The organism is Methanoregula sp. (genome assembly GCF_049518935.1).
Lineage (GTDB): Archaea > Halobacteriota > Methanomicrobia > Methanomicrobiales > Methanospirillaceae > Methanoregula.
In genome coordinates, this window is record NZ_JBEKRH010000007.1 from 1 (window position 1) to 16840 (window position 16840).

The window sequence follows — 16840 nt, forward strand, 5'->3', positions numbered from 1 at the left end:
GAGCGCGGAGCCGGGATGAATGCCGACTTCACCATCACAACCCCGGAAATTTTTGCACCGGTGAAGATCAAACGGATGCGGTACCTTCGCTGCACGATCCGCTGGCTGGAGCGCGAGGCAGCGGAAGAGATCGCCGGCCTCCGGCTCTTCCCGTCATCGCGCGAGATCTCCCGGGAGATCTGGTTCTGCTCGTCCGGGTATGCGTTCCGGTTTTTCCGGGTCTGCGATACCGGCCTCGTGGAGCTCGGGCGGGACGGGCAGCCGCTGCCGGAGAAATCACCGTTGCCGAAGCCCGGTGCGGGAGCAGCACCTGTTGCCCGGCAGGAGATCGTACCTGCCAGTCCTGGTAATTCTCCCGGCGATCCCCTCCCGCCGGATACCCCGTAGCCGGTCCTTCCGTCGGAGAACATGGCTCAGGGGAGCACCTCTCCCTGCCGGGAATCTCATCTTCAAATTTGGCTCCGTTTGGCAAACGGGGGTGTTTACGGTCGTTTTAAAAAAGCACTGCCGGTTTCGGGAACCCGAAAAATTGCCGAATTCACGGGATTACCCTGCTTTCCACTCCAGAAAATGCCCATTCCTGCCCCCATTTGACAGGTCCACGACGAAAGCCAAAAGTGCGCTAACCGGACCTAATACCCTTGGCAAACAGGATCGTTATCGGGTATCAGGACTGTACCCGGGGGGTGTTCCTGGCGTTCGAACCCGCGATTCTTCACCCGAACTCCCCGGCACCGGCATCCGCGATCCCGAGTTCCTTATCAACGGCAACAATCAGCCGCTTCAGGGTGAAGAGCACTTCCCGGGCATCATCCTGATCCATCATGCCCGGTGGATGCCTGATCACTTTCTTCCGGGAGCAGGGTTGTCAGCTACCCGGTTTCTGTGCAGAAAATGGGTGTTCAGATAGTTGTTCAGTGCCTGCGTATGGCGATGAATGCAACTGCGCCGAGACCGATAAGAGCGATCGGCGCATCATAACCGGGCGATCTGGTCGGGGTCGCGGTTGGGGCGGTCGGCGTTGTGGTCGTGACAGGGGCTGTGCCGGTAATGGCCGACGGGGATGCAGGTGCTGTTACCGGCCGCTTCTCCAGGATAATTGAGACCGGGGCGTATGGTACATTCTCAAGGTGGTTCTTGTCCACGGGCCGGCTTACTGCATAGATGGTGTAGACACCGTCAGCAAGTGCATAGTTGGTGGTGTCCCACTTCCAGTACCAGGTGTGGTCACTCTTGACACCTGCCTGCTGGAAGGTGGATGGGATGCCGTTTTCGACCGCCCAGTGCACCGGATCCGGGTTCTGGATCTGTGAACCCTGGTCGGGCAGGTTGGGTCCGGTGATGAACAGGTACGTCAGGTCGCTCGCGGTGTTGACCCCGAGGAATTCGATCGCGTCGCCGAGATGGGGGTTCTGGCTGCCATTTACTGCAACAGCTACGTTTGGTGCTGCCGATACCGGTATGACTGCCATAAGGATAACCAGGCCGACAGCGACAAGGAAAAGTGCCATTCGTTTCGTCATGTGTTCTTACTCCACATATAGTGATTATTATAATCAAAAGTATTCATCATACGAGTAATTAACCGATTCGAATTTAATTTGACAGATATAAAAAACAGTTTTCTGCCATATTACGGTATCAGGAGATAGATGGAATCCGTGGAATCGGCTTACCCGAATTCCCCGGCACCGGCATCCGCGATCCCGAGTTCCTTATCAACGGCAACCACCAGCCGTTTCAGGGTGAAGAGCACCTCGCGGGCATCCTCCCTGTCCATACTGCCCGGCTGGTGCCAGACCACTTTCTTCCGGAGCATGGTCGTGAGTTCTTCAACTTCGGTTCCCCGGAATTTCTCCGGCAGTACCAGTCCCGCGACATGATCTCCTGCACCATGCCAGGCCTGTTCCGGTGGCAGGGCAAAGTGCATGGCGATCAGCGTGAGGCTGGTTATAAACCCATGGCCGAACGGGTGTTCCATGGGAAGATGATGGGGATGGGATCACAAAAAGGTACGGTTGGGAGAACCCGGTTCAGAACAGCCGGACTGTGGTCAGCCAGACCGTCACCGGGACGGTAATGACGAAGATGAGGGAGAGGGAGAGGAATGCCCATTCACGTCCGAGCAGCGGTTTTTTTGAGATAAACAGGTGGCTGTCCCGGCCATAACCCCGGCAGAGCATGCTGGTATAGACCCTTTCGCCCTGTTCGTAGGAACGGATGAACATCGTGCCGATGGTGTACCCCAGCTGACGGAGCCGGTAGCGGTACGGGAGATGGTGATCGAACGCATCGAAACATTTGGTCTTCAGGGTTTCGTTGACTTTCCGGAAGATGTAGCCGAATACGAAGAGGTACCGGATCATCATGCCGAGTGCAAGGGCAATTTCCGCGGGCAACCCGAGCCGGCTTGCGCCCTGGAGCAGGTCCTGTAGTTTCGTTGTAGACGACAACAGGATGATGAAGGAGATGCAGACCAGGAACTTCACTGCGAGTATCCAGGCAAATTCGATCGACTGGGCATAGATGTTGATCCCGAAAGGAAACGACCAGAGTACCGTGTAATCCGTATAGTACTTGTTCTTGAAGAAGATCTGGAAGACGATAATGATGCCCCAGAGGGGAACGATCGCAAGCAGTCTTTTTACATAGACTACCGGGGATATTCCGGAGGCCGCCCAGAGGAGCATAAAGAAGCAGAAGAAGATTGCACCGACCGTGTACACCATTGTCGAGTAGGGTACGGCGACCATGGCGATGATGACAGAAAACGCGAGGAGGATCTTCACCCGGGCGTCCATCCGGTGCATGAAGCTGTCATGGTACGCCTGCTTCTCGATGAAGAAGAGTTCCTCGATCATGGCCTTCCCTTGTAAGCTGCAAGGAGCGATCTCTCGACGTCTTCGTACGTGTAGGCCATCGATACCGGGATGTCGTTCTTCTGGAGCGAGCGGAGGAGCTTAGGCAGCACCGGTACATCGAGGCGCATAGACTTGAGCATGTCCGGCTGCATGAAGATCTGTTCAACGTTCCCTTCTGCTACAAACCGTCCCTTGTTCATAACGTAGATATAGTCCGAGACCTCGGCGACAAGGCCGACATCGTGGGTCGAGAAGATGACGGTCATCCCGTATTTCTTTGAGAGCGAGTTGATGAACCCGACCAGGTCCTTAACCCCCTGCGGGTCAAGCCCGGCAGTCGGCTCATCGAGCACCAGTACCTCCGGTTCCATGGCAATCACCCCGGCGATTGCCACGCGTTTCTTCTCGCCGCCGCTCAGGTGGTGGGGGACCCGGTCCGCCAGATCTTCGATACCCACGATTTTCAGGGCTTCATGCACCCGGTGGTGGATCGTTTCCTCGTCGAGGCCAAGGTTTGTCGGACCGAATGCCACGTCCTGCTCTACGGTCGGGGAGAAGATCTGGTCGTCAGCATTCTGGAAGACGATCCCCACGAACTTGCGCACCTCACGGATGTTCTGTTTCGTGATGGGCTCCCCGCGGACAAGCACGGAGCCGGAAGTCGGTCTGAAGATCCCGTTGAAATGCTTGAAGAGCGTGCTCTTCCCGGCGCCGTTCGAACCGATAACGGCAATCCTCGCATTCCTGGGGGCGATGAAGTTGATGCCTTCCAGTGCTTTCACACTGTGTGGATATGCATAACAGAGATCCCGGGTTTCAATGAGGTGCATGTGTCTGGTATACTGGGTAGAAAAAAATTAAAGTCCTATTGGTTTGTTTCCGCCTGCTTTGCCTTCTTCCGTGCAACGAGCAGTTTCGAGATGCCGAATATGAGTCCGAATGCAAGGAGAATTCCGAGAACGATCGCTACAATACCTCCCGTCGGCCCGAGTTTCTGCCCGAGCGAGTAGTCCGGCATGGGAGCAGAATACGAGAACCTGCCGTCAGTGTTCTCATGGATTGCGGCATCCTGGTGTGCGGTTCCGGTAAGGGTCTTCTGCCCCTGCACTATCAGGGCAGTACTCTCGAGGCCGTCAGGGGCGCTCGATGCCATGAACACTGCGATGATACCGATCAGCAGGGCCACAGCGATGCCGATGGCCAGAAATGTCCTGTTCTCCATTATGTGGGCACCTCTTCCGGTTTGCCAGCCTCGATACTGAAGTCCACAATATCCGGCCGGGCCGTGACGATTAAGCGGATCGCTACGATGGTCACGAACCCTTCGATGAACCCGATAAGCGCATGATATACCCCCATGGCAACGAGGCCCTCCACGAGTGGGAAAGTGCCGGCGAAGTACATCTCAACCGCGCAGGCAAGTGCCGGCAGTACGCAGGCAAGCCATGCGGCTGTGAATCCTGCGATATTCACGTTCTTTGTTGCAGCCATGAGCCCTTTGAACGTATAGAACCCGACAAATCCCCCGATGACGCCCATGTTGATGATGTTGGCACCCATGGTTGTGATGCCCCCGTCACCGAACAGCACGCCCTGCACGATCAGGACGAGCGTGAGGATGAATACCGCAGCAAGGGGGGACCCGAGGATGATCGCCGCAAGTGCCCCGCCGACAAGATGGCCGCTCGTGCCAAAGGAGACCGGGAGGTTAAATGACTGGAGAGCGAAGATACCGGCAGCGAGCACGGCAATAAGGGGGATTTTCTCCTCACTCATCTCGTTGCGGGCCCAACGGAGGGCCAATGCCACAAAAATTAGGGCGATAACCCAGTAAATTGCGCCCTGCCAGATAGGAATAAATGCGTCGGGAATGTGCATGAGTCACCGGAGTAACACTATTATTGCATTTGGTAACACTTGGGATGTTAAGAATATTGCTATTTGATTATCTGGTCTGACTTTTTTTAACAATGTATTGAATAATGTACTATATTTTTGAGAGATTCGAGCCCCTGCTGACCGACTTCACTCTGCGCACAATCCCGGGGTGTTAGGAAATAACCTCTATCACTGCCCGCTTATCTTACCTGTGCGCAATTCAGCCTCATCCCCCCGGCTTTCCCACCGTACCCCGGCAGGCGCCTGCCCGCAGGTGAACGCATACTCCACCTCCCCCCACGCCTTCTCCAGGAGCCCCCGGTAGAATGGCACGTCAAATGTCCCCGCCTCCCACTCCGTATCCACCACGTACCTGCGTGCGTCCCGCACCACGTACCGGATCTTCATGCCCGGTTCGACCGGCACCCCGCACCTGTGGTACGCCTCCACGGCCGCCCCCTCGATGCAGCGGTGGGCATACGAGAGCCTGCTGATCCTGCGGCTGATGAGCAGTTCCTGCGGATCGGCAGCGGGCAGCTGTTTCACCGCGTCCCGGCAGAGTCTCCTGACTTCGTCATGGCACTGCCGGAGTTCCGCGATGGTGCGGGCGCCGGCCATCGCATCCAGCATCCTGCGCTGCAGGGTGCGGATGTACTCCGGTGTATCGTGACGGCGGGCGGCAATGCCCCTGACCTTCACACTGCCATCAGAGAGCCTGCCGTAATACCGGTTGTAGGCACCGTTACCATCGTTCAGGGGCAGGAAGACGAGCCAGTCGAAGTGTTCGACTTCCGTGAAGAGCCCGGTCTCGCGGTCCACCCGCTCCCGGAGTGCCCCGATCCCCGGGCCCTGCACCCAGAGGCAGTCCACGATCCCGTGCAGCACGGTAAATCCCATCGCCTCGGCGATCTCCTTGGTCTGCATCAGGATCTCCCGCGACCGGCCGGTAATCGCCTCGTGGACCTCGATCTGCCCGAACTTCGCGTTCCTGTAGCCGGTGTAGCCAAAGCAGGTGACGAGCATCCACTTCAGGATCGAATCGATCCCCTCGTACTGCGGTCCGTTCTTCTTCAGCCGTTTCGTGGCCCGCCGCAGCTCCACGAGCGGTTCGAGTACCGCGGGCAGGAACCCCGGGCGCTGCCTGTCAGAGATAGTTTCGGGCGAGAGGTTCTCCAGCACGATGATCGTGGGGTACATGGATGTGAAATCGATCTCGTCCACGTCCGGGTAGATGCCCGGCAGGGGCTGGAACATCATCCCGCCCCGGTCTGCGGCCTGGAGTGCGGTGCACTTCCGTGCAGACTCCACGTCGTTCTTCCGGAACGGCACCGCGATCCCCCGCCGCACCGCCTCGTAGGTCTCGTAACTGCTGATGAGCGTGCCCGGCGTGAACCGGGCGGCGAGGTTCGGCGAAAGGCCGGAGAGACGGGCCGCCATCAGGACGCCCTCAAGCCCCCCCTCGCGGTATACGAACGACTGGTCGGTGTCGATCAGGACCCTCCCGTCGGGGATGAGAGCTGCCGCCTTGTACTCCATCCGGCCGTAACTCCAGTAGGATCGCGATCCCATGGTCCGGTACTTCCCGGTCCGGGTGAACGGAGGGGCGATGCCGAGACGTTCGGCCCCCGCCACCAGTTTCTGCATCCACAGGTCCGCGTGGGACATGAGGATCACATCAGGATCGCAGGTCTCCGTAAGGGTAAGGAGATCGGCAAGTACGGTCCGTCCCTCACCCTGCAGCCGTTCGGTCCGCCCGGTCCGTTCGTTGATCACCTCCGCATCCGTGCAGGACGATGCCCGGGCGGGATTGTCACGGATGCGGATCTCCATCACGGTGAGATTGTGCGGGATTGACGGGGAGAACCGGGAGGCCAGGTTCTCCCCGCAGGGAACAAGCCCGTGTTCGGCCAGGAAGCGCTGGTCGCGGCGCACGTCCACGTTGTAGAACTGCGCCCCGAAGTTCACCTGCCGCTCGATCGCCTCGGCCGTGGCCCGGTCTGCATATACTGCCCAGCCCTCAAGAGGCCCGAAGATCGTCCGGACCGTGCAGGCCTCTGCCCGGTACTGCTCCTCCAGCGCCGCGACCAGCTCGTGGTGCCGGTCCGGATCGGGCAGGTGGAGGAAGAACGGGGGATCGTAATCGTGGTGTACCCGCGTGACGGTCCCCTTCCCCCCCGCCTCTTTGCACCAGAGGTCCACGCCGCTGCGGAACGCCGAGTCAAGGATCCACATCGCCATCGTCCCCGGCCACACCCTTTCCTGAAGCGCGGACCCGGCCCCGCTGCACTTCGACCAGTACTGAGAAAAGTACTGCCTCGGCAGGGCCGTTGCAGCCGAAGAACGCTTCGGATGAGTGCTGCTTTGCCCACCCGGCCAGCCTCTCTCCGGCAGCCCGGGGCTCTCCTTTGAGATGTAGTGCAGTCCTTTCCCAGCGCTCCGCCACGCCGTTGAGATCCTGGCGGACGCTGGAAAAACTCCGGCCCATCAACTGACCTCCAGCGTCTGCTGCGCTTTCGGCAGGGCGCTATCCCTGACGGACCGCGTCCCCAGGTATGGCTGCCGGCGCTCCGGTTCCTGCGGGAGCAGCAGTTCGATCAACCGGTCCGCCTGCCGGGCCAGCGCGGAAAAACTCCGGTCCATGGCCGGGGCATAGAGGATCACGAGCGATTCCTGCCCTGCCTGCTTCAGTGCCGAGGAGAGGGGGCCGAGCAGGTGGCCTGCCCCCTCGAAGAGCGTGGGATCGTGCTCTATGAAGATAATGGTGTGTCCCGCCTCGTTCAGGATTGTCAGGAGCTGGTCCGCGGTGAACGGCCGCCGGACCTCGAAGTTCGCCGCATCCCGGCTGATGCGGGAGATGAGCCTGGAGTAGTTGCCGCAGATGAAGAGGAAGAGGAACCGGCGGAGGTCGGGGTTCCCGTTGAGTGCGGCAAGGATGACCGCCTCCGGTGCGATGACCGCAGTAAATGTTGCCGGGTGCAGGGCGATGCCCCTGCGCAGCTCGATCAGCATGGCACCGATCACTGGCAGGGCAGAGCTGATAAGCAGCAGGCCTGAGGGGGTGAAAGTATAGCACCCGTCAGACACCCTCGGTGCAGCGGGCATGCAGGTACGAGCCTTTATCTGGCATTCCGCTCCACAATCTTGAGAACGGAGCTCCACTTATGGTACAGCTTGACTGCATGCAGGGCATGATTGCAGGATACGCGACATCACCGAAAGGACAGGAAGCGATACGGAAGTTCCTCGCTTCCCCAGAAGGACAGAAGACCATCGACAGTTATCTTGCCACCCCGGAAGGGAAGACGATGGGGAGGCTCCTCCTCGGGAAGGCGCTTGACGGCCTGGACCTCCCGGTGCCGGTCAAGGACCAGATCCGCACTGCCCTTGCCGGAACGGCAGACTAGTTCGCCCGGGCCAGTCCCTCACACTCCCTTTTTTGATTTTACGGCGGATTCATTCCTGACACTGCAGGGCACCCTCTCATCAGTCGAATGTGTACGCATCCATCCCGAGATCGCCGAGGTCCCAGCTGTGGTGGATCACGGTCCCCCGGGCTCCCGGTCCCGCCGCCCCCAGTGCGGCAAGGAGGGGCATGTAGTGATCGGGGTAGGGGTGGGCCCGCTGCGCATGGGGGGCGAGCTTCCGGTACCCGATCAGGCGCTCGCGATCCCCACGGAGGACTGAGTCTGTCAGCCAGTCGTTGAATTCTTCCGCCCACGTCTCCGTGGGTGCACCTTCCCCGAGCGAAGCGGTCGGGTCGCCGAGAGGGTGAACTGCTCCGCCGCTTCCCATAACGAGAATTCTCTCGTCCCGCAGCCCCGCGATCGCTTCGCCCATGGCAAGATGCCGGGCCGGGTCGAGGTCCCGCTGGATGGAGAGCTGGACTACCGGGACATCCGCGTCCGGGAACATCAGCATCATGGGGACCCATGTCCCGTGGTCGAGGCCGCGGGCGGTGTCGGTGGTGCAGGTGATTCCCGCACTATCAAGGAGCCCTGCCACCCGGCCGGCAAGGGCCGGGCTCCCGCGTGCGGGATAAGCCAGCCGGTAGAGCGACTGCGGGAACCCATAAAAATCGTGGATGGTCTCCGGGTGCTCCACCGCGTTCACCGCGGGAACTTCAAGGTTCCAGTGGGCCGAGATGCAGAGAACGCCCCTGATGCCAGGAAAGCGGGTGCCCAGGGATTGCAGGAATGTCCGTGCCGGGACGTCTTCCAGGATAAGCGTCGGCGCTCCGTGCGAGACGAACAAGGAAGGTAACCGGGTGCTGCTCATAATATCGTGCATCGATCTGGTGAGCGGCATATGAAAAAATGTTGCATGCCTGCATACAGCAGGCAGAACAAGCGGGGATCAGTGCTCGTGCATCGGGACATCGAAATAGATGTTCTTGCCCGTGGCCTTGAGGGGGATCCCGTACGCCACGCTGCATCCTTTGAGGTGACCGAGTTTCATTGCGGCTACGCCGGCCGAGAACATGATGCGGTTATCTACGTTGTGGATCGCAGCGGTCTTGACCGCTGACCCGACAGCGATGCCGAGGTCTGAGATTTTGAGCACGCAGTTCGGGCCGGGGTAGAGGGCGCCCTTGTTCTTTCCCGCTACTACGGCTTTTGCCATCTCAACACAGCTGGCATGCCCGCACCCGCCGCAGTTGATGCCGAGTGACTTCTGTCCCTCGACGCCAATCAGGAGCGTTGCATCGCTCGCCCGCACCTGCTCGCCGTTGATCCGGAAGAAGTCGAACCCTGTTTCCTTTGCCCCGGCGACCATCGCGTCCGCCAGCTTCTCCTGCTCCTTTCCTGCCAGCACCTCGATCTTAATCGAGTCGATGCCAACCGCCTTGGGGGCGGTCCGGGCCGCGAGTGCCATAAGGCCGGCGACCGATCTGACTGCATCTGCTTCAATGGTCATGCAGGAATGTTGCCCCGTCAGGTAAAAAACCGGATAGTTTCACCAGGGATAGTAAAGAATGTCCGGGGCGGGAGCCGGAACAACTGTGCCAAATGAGCGGGCAACCCCGGAGGTCTCACGTGTCTTTCAGTTCTTTGATCCGGAAATCGCCCGGATGGACAATGATCTCGAACCGTGCGCCCTTCCCCGGGCTTCCCCTCTCCGTGATCGCGATGCCCGTGATGGAGAGGATCTCCCGGATCAGGAAGAGGCCGAGCCCCGAGTCCTTCCCGAATCCCTTTGTGAAGATATGCTGCTTGTCGGCATCGGGGATCCCGATCCCGTCGTCTTCGCAGACGATCACGAGGTCGGATCCGGACAGGTGCCGGGAGAATGCAATACGGGTGATGTGATCCCCGTGCCGGAGGGCATTGTCGATCAGGTTGTAAAATACTTTCCCGATCATGGGATCGGCAAAGATCTCGATCTGGTCCAGGTCAATGGTTACCTTCATGCCCCCGGTATCCAGTTGCTCCATGGCGCCCCGGATCACCGCATCGACCCGATGCCAGCCCGGGAACTGCGCTCCGATCTCCTGGTAGTCTTTGGTGAAGGCGATCTGGTCCTGAATGGTCAGGGCAGTCTTTCCAATCGCGTCCAGGGACGACTGGATCTCACCGTCCCCTGCCACATCTTTTGCGAGGTCCAGCTCTACAAGCAGGGCGAAGACCCGGTTGGAGATGTCATGACGGGTGATCTGGGAGAGGAGGGTGAGTTTCTGATTGGCCATCGCAAGAGCAGCTTCGATCTTCCTGCGCTCGGCAATATCAAGTTTCAGCTCTTCGTTCACGTCGGAGAGTTCCTGCGTCCTGAGTGCGACCCTCTCCTCCAGGGTCCGGGTCAGGACTTCCAGGCCTTCCTGTGCAGCCCGGCGTTCGGCAATCTCCATTTCAAGGAGTGTGTAATTCGTCTTGATCTCCCAGACGAGCAGCGAGATTACCGCGAGCATCAGGATAAAGATCGCCCGGTTCGGCAGATCATCCGGGCTGGTGTGAGCCGCTCCGGAGATCATGCCGCCCAGCAGGATTGTTACTGCGAGGAGCCATGCGATGAAGAATGGTGCATACCGGTGGGAGAGCCAGACCGACATCAGGAGCGGCACAAGGTACAGGATCCAGATGACAAAGCCCAGCGGGATAAGGATATCTGCCGACAGGATACCGGCACACAGGCAGAGGATGGATACGAGGATGAACTGATCATGCTCCTTTGGCGTTTTCCCCAGGTCTACTGCGAGCATCCGTCCTGCACTTCCTGATGTGATGCTTAGAACTTTGAACCATAAGTACATTTTTGATTTTACCTGATGTTTTGGGAAAACCTGTTGGAATACCTGACAATATATCATAAAAACCGGTACACCGGCAGCGTGGCCGGGTACCATGAATGCCGTTGAGGGGAAAAGAGATCCGTGGACACTCCCCGGAATGGGGGAGAAGGATCAGGGAGTTTTTGCCAGTACGGGTATTCACCCTCGCTAAAATACGAAATTTATAAAAAATTTTCATAAAACAACCTTTTTCATGAAGGAAACGATATATAAACTTAATGTTTTCCCTCCTGTATGTGGATGACGAGCCGGACCTGCTCAACCTGGGTAAACTTTTTCTCGAGCGGGGAGGGGATTTTCTTGTTACTACGGCAACCTCAGCACACGAGGGTCTTGAAAAACTTGCCAGCGGATCCTTCGATGCCGTGATCTCGGATTACCAGATGCCGGTCATGGACGGTATTGCCCTGCTCAAGGAAGTGCGTACAGCCCACGGGGCTATCCCCTTCATCCTTTTTACCGGCAAAGGGCGCGAGGAAGTGGTGATAGAAGCGATCAATAACGGCGTGGACTTCTACCTCCAGAAAGGCGGGGCCCCGCGGGCGCAGTTTGCAGAACTCCGCCATAAGATCCTTGTTGCCCTTGAGAAGAGGCGTGCGCTGGACGCACTCAGGGACTCGGAGCAGCGCCTCGCTGATATCATCAATTTCCTCCCCGATGCCACGTTTGCCATCAATACGGACGGTGTGGTGATCGCGTGGAACAAGGCGTTCGAGATCATGAGCGGGATACCGGCATCCGGGATCATCGGAAAAGGGAATTATGAGTACGCATTCGCCTTTTACCCGGAACGCCGGCCGATCCTGATCGACCTGATCCTCGCCCCGGAGGAAAAGATCCGGGATCTCGGGTATACCATCATCCAGCGCGAGGGCGATGTGCTGATCGTGGAATCCGGATCTCCACGACCCCTCGGGAAACCCGGCTATTTCCTCGGGAAAGCCTCGCTGCTCTATGATAAGAACGGGAAGATCGCCGGCGCGATCGAGTCGGTACGGGACATCACTGAGCAGAGGCTGGCAGACGAGCAGATCCGGGAGAGTGAATCCAAATACCGCGAGCTGGTCGAGAATGCCAATACGATCATCCTGAAACTGGACATGGCTGGCAACGTTACCTTCTTCAACGAGTTCGCGCAACGGTTTTTTGGGTACGGGCCCGATGAGATTCTCGGTAAGCCGGTAACCGGCACCATTTTCCCAAGGACCGGGTCGGGTTCAGATCGGAACTCCCCCCACATGATGGAAGATGTCGTCAGCCACCCGGAAGATCATGTCCACAGCGAGAACGAGAATATCACAAAACAGGGTGAGAGGGTCTGGATCCAGTGGTGGAACAAGCCGATCTACGATGAAGAAGGGAAATATACCGGACTGCTCTGCGTAGGAACAGACATCACCAAACGCAAGCAGGCTGAAGACGAGCTCCGTAAAGAGAACGAGAAGAACCGCACCCTCATGGATCATGCCAGCGATGCGATCTTCATCGTGGATGCCGGGACCGGCCTGGTGGTCGACGCGAACAAGAAAGCACAGGAACTGGTGAAAAGACCTCTGGCAGAGCTGGTGACCATGCCTCACTGCGATCTCACCCCCCCGGAGTTCCATGATGCCTGTAATGCCGCTTTCCAGAATATACTCCGTGAGGGGTCAGGATCGCAGCCCCTCGTGGTTATCGACAGCGACAGGCGGCATATTCCCGTCCTTACCAGTGCCGCACTCATCGATCTTGGCGGCAGGCATTATGTGATGAGCATCTTCCACGACATATCAGAGATCCAGATGGCGCAGGATGCGCTACGGCTGGCAAACCGGAAGCTCAACCTGCTGGCAGAGATCACCCGTCACGATATCCGGAACAAGCTCACCGTCATGGGAGGATATCTTGACCTGGTGAAAGACCGGCCTCCTGAACCTGACTATTCCATGTACATGAAGAAACTCGAGAACATTGTCGGGAATATCGGTGAGAATATTGAGTTCACGCGGCTGTACCAGAATCTCGGTGTCGCAGCTCCTGACTGGCAGAATGTGCACGATGTCTTCTTCCATGCCTGTGCCCGGATCGATATCCGGAAGATCTGTGTCCAGTCGGATACCGATGGCCTGGTGATATTTGCCGATCCCCTCCTCGAGCGGGCGTTCCATAACCTGGCGGAGAATGTGGTCCTGCACGGGGGCACGGTCTCAACGATCCGGATCTCTGCCCGTGAATCCGGCGATGCCGCTGTCATTGTGATCGAAGATGACGGCATCGGCATCCTGCCATCAGACAAGGAGAAGATCTTTTCCAAAGGGTTTGGGAAAAATACCGGTCTTGGGCTCTTCCTTGTGCAGGAGATCCTCTCTATCACCGGTATCATCATACGGGAGACCGGGGAATACCAGAAGGGTGCCCGGTTCGAGTTATCGGTACCGCCCGGGGCGTACCGGTTTCCCAAAAAAACCAGAAGTGACCGGTGCCACATCCTGATGCACGGATCTGATTACGTGCGCATTCAGGGTGATTAGGAAAACCCTTTCAGGAAAACAGGGACCTCACGCCAGCCCTGAGGAGTGGCTGGATCAACCCTAATATGCTAGGCCTGAGAAGAAGTTTTCTGACGACTGCAGACGGGCGGTCCATATCGCCAGATTCCTCGATAGTACGGATGATAGCCGGATCGTCGAGTGCCCTGATCAGGTCGTCGGTATCCTGTTCTGTCATGTGCTGCCGCATCGAGAAGAGCCGGAAGCCGGTAGCAAGTTCCCTGCCGAAATCCTCCTGCCATCTCCGCTCGTAGCCGGCAAGCAGCGTGTCGTCGAAAAGGTCCTCTTCGCAGGCATCTGCAGCGATCACAGCTGCATGTCGTGCGGAGCGGACACCGGTATACACCCCGCCACCGGATGTCGGCTTTGCAAATCCTGCCGCATCCCCGATAAACAGGGTCCGGTGACCGTAGGTCCGTGGCATCACTCCGATCGGAATAGTCCCCGTAACCAGATGCGGAGAGGTGGAAGGGAATGTTTTCCTGAATGCGTCAAACAGTTCCGGCACACCTGTCCTGGCACACAGGCCGATCCGGGCCCGGGACGGGGAGGTCGGGATCGACCAGCCAAAGAATTCCGGGGATGCATCCGGGTAGATCTCTACGAGATCCGGGTTGCTCTCCCTCACGATATCCGCCTGGATGCCGGCAAGGAAGACCCGGGCCCGCGCCATCCCGAGCAGGTGTGCCACGGTGCTCCGGGGACCATCGGCTGCGATCAGGATCCGGAACGGGATCTCGGCCTTCCCGTTTACACCCCGCGTTATCACGCGGTTGTCCCGGATTCCGCAGACCGCAGTTTTCAGGAGGAACTCCGCCCCCGCGCCGGCAGCCTGCTCTGCCATCTCCCGGTCAAGGGTCCCCCGGTCGACCACTACGGCTCTGGTGGTCCCGGCATTAAAGCAGAGACTGCTGCCCCGGGCAGATATGAGCCTTGCACCGGATACCCTGTTGAGGATCGATCGTTCAGATGCCCTGCACTCTGCAAACGCTGCTGTGGAGAGGAGGCCGGCACACTGGACGGGATAGCCAATCGTCCCGTGCTCCTCAATACAGAGGGTTTTCAGGCCCTGCCGCGCGCATTCGTGCGCAGCAGCACTCCCGGCGGGTCCTGCCCCTGCAACGATCACATCATAGGACTTGGACATCTGCAACCCGAAGGACACCACAGCCCCTCAAAAAATGGTGACGGAGTTATTTTCTCTCGCTGTATTTGCTTGTGGTACACATGATATTAGCAGGGTTGTTTTCATTCCCCTGCTCATCAAACCGGTAGAATCCCAGCATGATGGAGAAGAGCCCGAACACCATGGCAAAGGTACCCACCACTGAGAGGAAGAGGTTCTTCTCAAATCCCGGGAAGTAGTAGAACAGGGCTCCAAGAAGAATGAACCCGGTCAGGATCATCGCGGGAATGAGGATATATTTTGTTTTCGGGTGCTCCAGGGCAAGCGTGATATCGGTAAACCCGTTGTAACCCGCGATAGCCGCAATGATGAGAATGAAGATGATGGCAAAGAAATCTGCAACAATGAACGAGAGCACGCCAATGACCAGCAATCCCGCAGCAAGGCCGAACCAGAACATCGATTCATCACCTTTTCCTGTGACGGCAAGGAAGATTAAGATCGCAATGCCAATGACGATGAGAACCCCGAAAAGGGTTTGGAATATCTTCAGAGTGATATCCGGAAGCAGCAGGGCCAAAAACCCGAAAACAACCCCGGTAATACCTCGTATAAGGCATGCAGTTTTTGTATCGAACATATGATCACCCCTTGATCACGAGATATATGGTAATCTTACACTTCATTTGGCAGTACAACTACAAAATCTATACTGTCTGGAGTAGTTACTGATTTCTCTTATAAAATACGGCCGTAGCATTGAGGGAAATGACCCTGACACGGCACTGCCAGGCATTTCTCTCCCTGATACTCACTTCTGATGCATCGGATCGCGAGGGTCCGTACGATGTGTACTTATTGTACGGCAGTAAACCGGTATGCTGGTATAAACAGTAAAAAACGGAGACCCGGTTTTCGGTCTCCTGTATTACAGGTGTTCATTTGCCAGCTGATCAGGAAATATCTCCCGATGGGGGGACACATCCAGCCGATATCCCGTTCCGCCAGCTCATCGCACGGGAACTTGCCGCAGCACAGGCCAACCGGATTGATCTTATGTCCGGGAAGGAACCCAGCCGGATCGAAATGTTTATCCTTACCTGCTGCATCCTCACGAACCTGGTGTTCTTTTTTACCCGGAGCGATTACCTCGCGCTCTTCGTTGCTGCCAGTTTCTATCTCAATATGTTCTATTTCATCACCCTCCTCGTTCCCACCAACCTGGGCGCCGCCGATCTCCGGGCGCCGGAGATCGCAAAGTTCCATGCCTGGCTCAGGGATAACGGCATTACTTCCGGCACCCGCCAGTTTACCCGGATCTTCATCAACACGTTCTTCATGAACAGCCGGGCGCTCACCCTTGGGATCGGCCTGATCTTCTCTGTGGATATCCTCTTTACCCTCATCGCTTTCACAAACGGTCTGCCGCTGGATATTGCCCTCTTCGTCATCTCCCAGTCGGCAGTCATCATCATCTTTTACTATCTGGTCTCCAAGGTCGAACCCTTCACTGCGGAGTTTGCAAAGAACATAGACCGGATGAAAGACCGGCTTGCCCGGGAACTCCCCCCGTGGCTGATCTCGCTGTTGTTCATGATGGGTTTTCTTGTTGTGGTTTTCGTCTTCCTCACCACGATCATCCTCCTGCCGGGCATCACGCTGAATGCCTTTCTCTCCGAGTCCGGTCTCACCCAGCTCGCATACATGTTCCTGCCGGTGGGCATCCTTGCCATCAGCCAGTATTTCATCATACGGAACATCCATGGCATCACCAGCAGGGAGATGGCCGGGCGCCTGATGGACTATCGCGAACACGCCCTGCAGGGTCTTGCCGGGGAAGACAGGGATCCCGCCCCCGGAGATGCAGCGGGGGTCGAGCAGAGGTATAAAGTGACTTCGATGCTCCTGGAATCCCGGATCTACCAGATCAAACGCAACTCCCTCCTCGGGGCATTTCCCGTCTATGTCGTGGATCTTGACTTTTCCGTGATGATGGATACCACGACCCTGACCGCAATCAAGGGGTACATCCGGAAATCCGCCTGATCCGGCTATCGGATTGATCAGGTACGGCCCCGGAACACAAAAAAAGTGAAATAACGGGATGGTCAGGAGAGTGCCGGGCGATCCTGGCCCCCTCCTACCACCTGTACGCGAATCCGTT

The 16840-nt window shown here is 57.7% G+C and carries 18 protein-coding genes; 4 read left to right on the top strand and 14 right to left on the bottom strand.

The genetic code is table 11. The annotated features are described in order from the left end of the window. Positions 1-387: hypothetical protein (locus ABSE13_RS06345; RefSeq protein WP_424027668.1), on the top strand; the 387-nt coding region annotated here is incomplete at its 5' end. A 527-nt stretch (positions 388-914) separates the two neighbouring features. Here ABSE13_RS06345 and ABSE13_RS06350 read toward each other — a convergent pair. From ABSE13_RS06350 to ABSE13_RS06390, 9 genes are all read right to left on the bottom strand, one after another. Further along, entirely contained in the window at positions 915-1523 is a 609-nt protein-coding gene (locus ABSE13_RS06350) for a hypothetical protein (protein ID WP_424027669.1), read from the bottom strand. A gap of 149 nt (positions 1524-1672) precedes the next feature. Continuing rightward, the gene (locus ABSE13_RS06355; RefSeq protein WP_424027670.1) at positions 1673-1981 is read right to left on the bottom strand and encodes a hypothetical protein; all 309 of its coding nucleotides are present in this window, start codon (positions 1979-1981) and stop codon (positions 1673-1675) included. Positions 1982-2033: 52 nt separating this feature from the next. Next, on the bottom strand, positions 2034-2861 hold the full coding sequence (cbiQ, locus tag ABSE13_RS06360) for a cobalt ECF transporter T component CbiQ (protein WP_424027671.1): 828 nt from the start codon (positions 2859-2861) through the stop codon (positions 2034-2036). Next, entirely contained in the window at positions 2858-3691 is an 834-nt protein-coding gene (locus ABSE13_RS06365; RefSeq protein WP_424027672.1) for an ATP-binding cassette domain-containing protein, read from the bottom strand. Before ABSE13_RS06365 ends, cbiQ begins: the two co-directional genes overlap by 4 nt. 35 nt (positions 3692-3726) lie before the next feature. Then, a complete protein-coding gene (locus ABSE13_RS06370) occupies positions 3727-4083 on the bottom strand; it encodes a PDGLE domain-containing protein (RefSeq protein ID WP_424027673.1) in 357 nt (118 codons plus the stop codon). Further along, complete coding sequence (gene cbiM, locus ABSE13_RS06375) at positions 4083-4739, bottom strand: cobalt transporter CbiM (RefSeq protein ID WP_424027674.1); 657 nt, start codon at positions 4737-4739, stop codon at positions 4083-4085. The genes ABSE13_RS06370 and cbiM overlap by 1 nt, the downstream gene beginning before the upstream one ends. Before the next feature lie 189 nt (positions 4740-4928). Then, on the bottom strand, positions 4929-6977 hold the full coding sequence (locus ABSE13_RS06380) for a type B DNA-directed DNA polymerase (RefSeq protein WP_424027675.1): 2049 nt from the start codon (positions 6975-6977) through the stop codon (positions 4929-4931). Beyond that, entirely contained in the window at positions 6958-7224 is a 267-nt protein-coding gene (locus ABSE13_RS06385; RefSeq protein ID WP_424027676.1) for a hypothetical protein, read from the bottom strand. Before ABSE13_RS06385 ends, ABSE13_RS06380 begins: the two co-directional genes overlap by 20 nt. Next, positions 7224-7841: a hypothetical protein gene (locus ABSE13_RS06390; protein WP_424027677.1), complete on the bottom strand. Its 618-nt coding sequence runs from the start codon at positions 7839-7841 to the stop codon at positions 7224-7226. Before ABSE13_RS06390 ends, ABSE13_RS06385 begins: the two co-directional genes overlap by 1 nt. A gap of 59 nt (positions 7842-7900) precedes the next feature. On the opposite strand from ABSE13_RS06390, the gene ABSE13_RS06395 reads away from it, so the two are divergent. After that, complete coding sequence (locus ABSE13_RS06395) at positions 7901-8143, top strand: hypothetical protein (protein WP_424027678.1); 243 nt, start codon at positions 7901-7903, stop codon at positions 8141-8143. Between the two features lie 79 nt (positions 8144-8222). Here ABSE13_RS06395 and ABSE13_RS06400 read toward each other — a convergent pair whose 3' ends face one another. From ABSE13_RS06400 to ABSE13_RS06410, 3 genes are all read right to left on the bottom strand, one after another. Next, positions 8223-9044 carry a DODA-type extradiol aromatic ring-opening family dioxygenase gene (locus ABSE13_RS06400; RefSeq protein ID WP_424027679.1) on the bottom strand — a complete coding sequence of 274 codons (822 nt, stop codon included), beginning with the start codon at positions 9042-9044 and terminating at the stop codon, positions 8223-8225. Between the two features lie 48 nt (positions 9045-9092). Further along, positions 9093-9653 carry a ferredoxin domain-containing protein gene (locus ABSE13_RS06405; RefSeq protein WP_424027680.1) on the bottom strand — a complete coding sequence of 187 codons (561 nt, stop codon included), beginning with the start codon at positions 9651-9653 and terminating at the stop codon, positions 9093-9095. Between the two features lie 115 nt (positions 9654-9768). After that, a complete protein-coding gene (locus tag ABSE13_RS06410; RefSeq protein WP_424027681.1) occupies positions 9769-10932 on the bottom strand; it encodes a sensor histidine kinase in 1164 nt (387 codons plus the stop codon). Positions 10933-11240: 308 nt separating this feature from the next. Between ABSE13_RS06410 and ABSE13_RS06415 the strand changes: the two genes are divergently transcribed. Further along, on the top strand, positions 11241-13532 hold the full coding sequence (locus tag ABSE13_RS06415) for a response regulator (protein WP_424027682.1): 2292 nt from the start codon (positions 11241-11243) through the stop codon (positions 13530-13532). Between the two features lie 10 nt (positions 13533-13542). Here the strand turns inward: ABSE13_RS06415 and ABSE13_RS06420 are convergent, their stop codons facing one another. Both ABSE13_RS06420 and ABSE13_RS06425 read right to left on the bottom strand, forming a co-directional pair. Then, on the bottom strand, positions 13543-14697 hold the full coding sequence (locus ABSE13_RS06420) for an NAD(P)/FAD-dependent oxidoreductase (RefSeq protein ID WP_424027683.1): 1155 nt from the start codon (positions 14695-14697) through the stop codon (positions 13543-13545). A gap of 46 nt (positions 14698-14743) precedes the next feature. Next, positions 14744-15316, bottom strand: coding sequence for a DUF308 domain-containing protein (locus ABSE13_RS06425; RefSeq protein ID WP_424027684.1), 573 nt, complete (start codon positions 15314-15316; stop codon positions 14744-14746). A gap of 302 nt (positions 15317-15618) precedes the next feature. On the opposite strand from ABSE13_RS06425, the gene ABSE13_RS06430 reads away from it, so the two are divergent. Further along, positions 15619-16722: a hypothetical protein gene (locus ABSE13_RS06430; RefSeq protein ID WP_424027685.1), complete on the top strand. Its 1104-nt coding sequence runs from the start codon at positions 15619-15621 to the stop codon at positions 16720-16722. Positions 16723-16840: the final 118 nt, after the last annotated feature.

Coding starts and splice junctions, on each gene's coding strand:
- cbiQ (WP_424027671.1), bottom strand. CDS start 2,861: ATGATCGAGGAACTCTTCTTCATCGAGAAGCAGGCGTACCATGACAGC.
- ABSE13_RS06400 (WP_424027679.1), bottom strand. CDS start 9,044: ATGCCGCTCACCAGATCGATGCACGATATTATGAGCAGCACCCGGTTA.
- ABSE13_RS06395 (WP_424027678.1), top strand. CDS start 7,901: ATGGTACAGCTTGACTGCATGCAGGGCATGATTGCAGGATACGCGACA.
- cbiM (WP_424027674.1), bottom strand. CDS start 4,739: ATGCACATTCCCGACGCATTTATTCCTATCTGGCAGGGCGCAATTTAC.
- ABSE13_RS06370 (WP_424027673.1), bottom strand. CDS start 4,083: ATGGAGAACAGGACATTTCTGGCCATCGGCATCGCTGTGGCCCTGCTG.
- ABSE13_RS06350 (WP_424027669.1), bottom strand. CDS start 1,523: ATGACGAAACGAATGGCACTTTTCCTTGTCGCTGTCGGCCTGGTTATC.
- ABSE13_RS06365 (WP_424027672.1), bottom strand. CDS start 3,691: ATGCACCTCATTGAAACCCGGGATCTCTGTTATGCATATCCACACAGT.
- ABSE13_RS06425 (WP_424027684.1), bottom strand. CDS start 15,316: ATGTTCGATACAAAAACTGCATGCCTTATACGAGGTATTACCGGGGTT.
- ABSE13_RS06415 (WP_424027682.1), top strand. CDS start 11,241: ATGTTTTCCCTCCTGTATGTGGATGACGAGCCGGACCTGCTCAACCTG.
- ABSE13_RS06420 (WP_424027683.1), bottom strand. CDS start 14,697: ATGTCCAAGTCCTATGATGTGATCGTTGCAGGGGCAGGACCCGCCGGG.
- ABSE13_RS06380 (WP_424027675.1), bottom strand. CDS start 6,977: ATGGCGATGTGGATCCTTGACTCGGCGTTCCGCAGCGGCGTGGACCTC.
- ABSE13_RS06405 (WP_424027680.1), bottom strand. CDS start 9,653: ATGACCATTGAAGCAGATGCAGTCAGATCGGTCGCCGGCCTTATGGCA.
- ABSE13_RS06355 (WP_424027670.1), bottom strand. CDS start 1,981: ATGGAACACCCGTTCGGCCATGGGTTTATAACCAGCCTCACGCTGATC.
- ABSE13_RS06410 (WP_424027681.1), bottom strand. CDS start 10,932: ATGCTCGCAGTAGACCTGGGGAAAACGCCAAAGGAGCATGATCAGTTC.
- ABSE13_RS06390 (WP_424027677.1), bottom strand. CDS start 7,841: ATGCCCGCTGCACCGAGGGTGTCTGACGGGTGCTATACTTTCACCCCC.
- ABSE13_RS06385 (WP_424027676.1), bottom strand. CDS start 7,224: ATGGGCCGGAGTTTTTCCAGCGTCCGCCAGGATCTCAACGGCGTGGCG.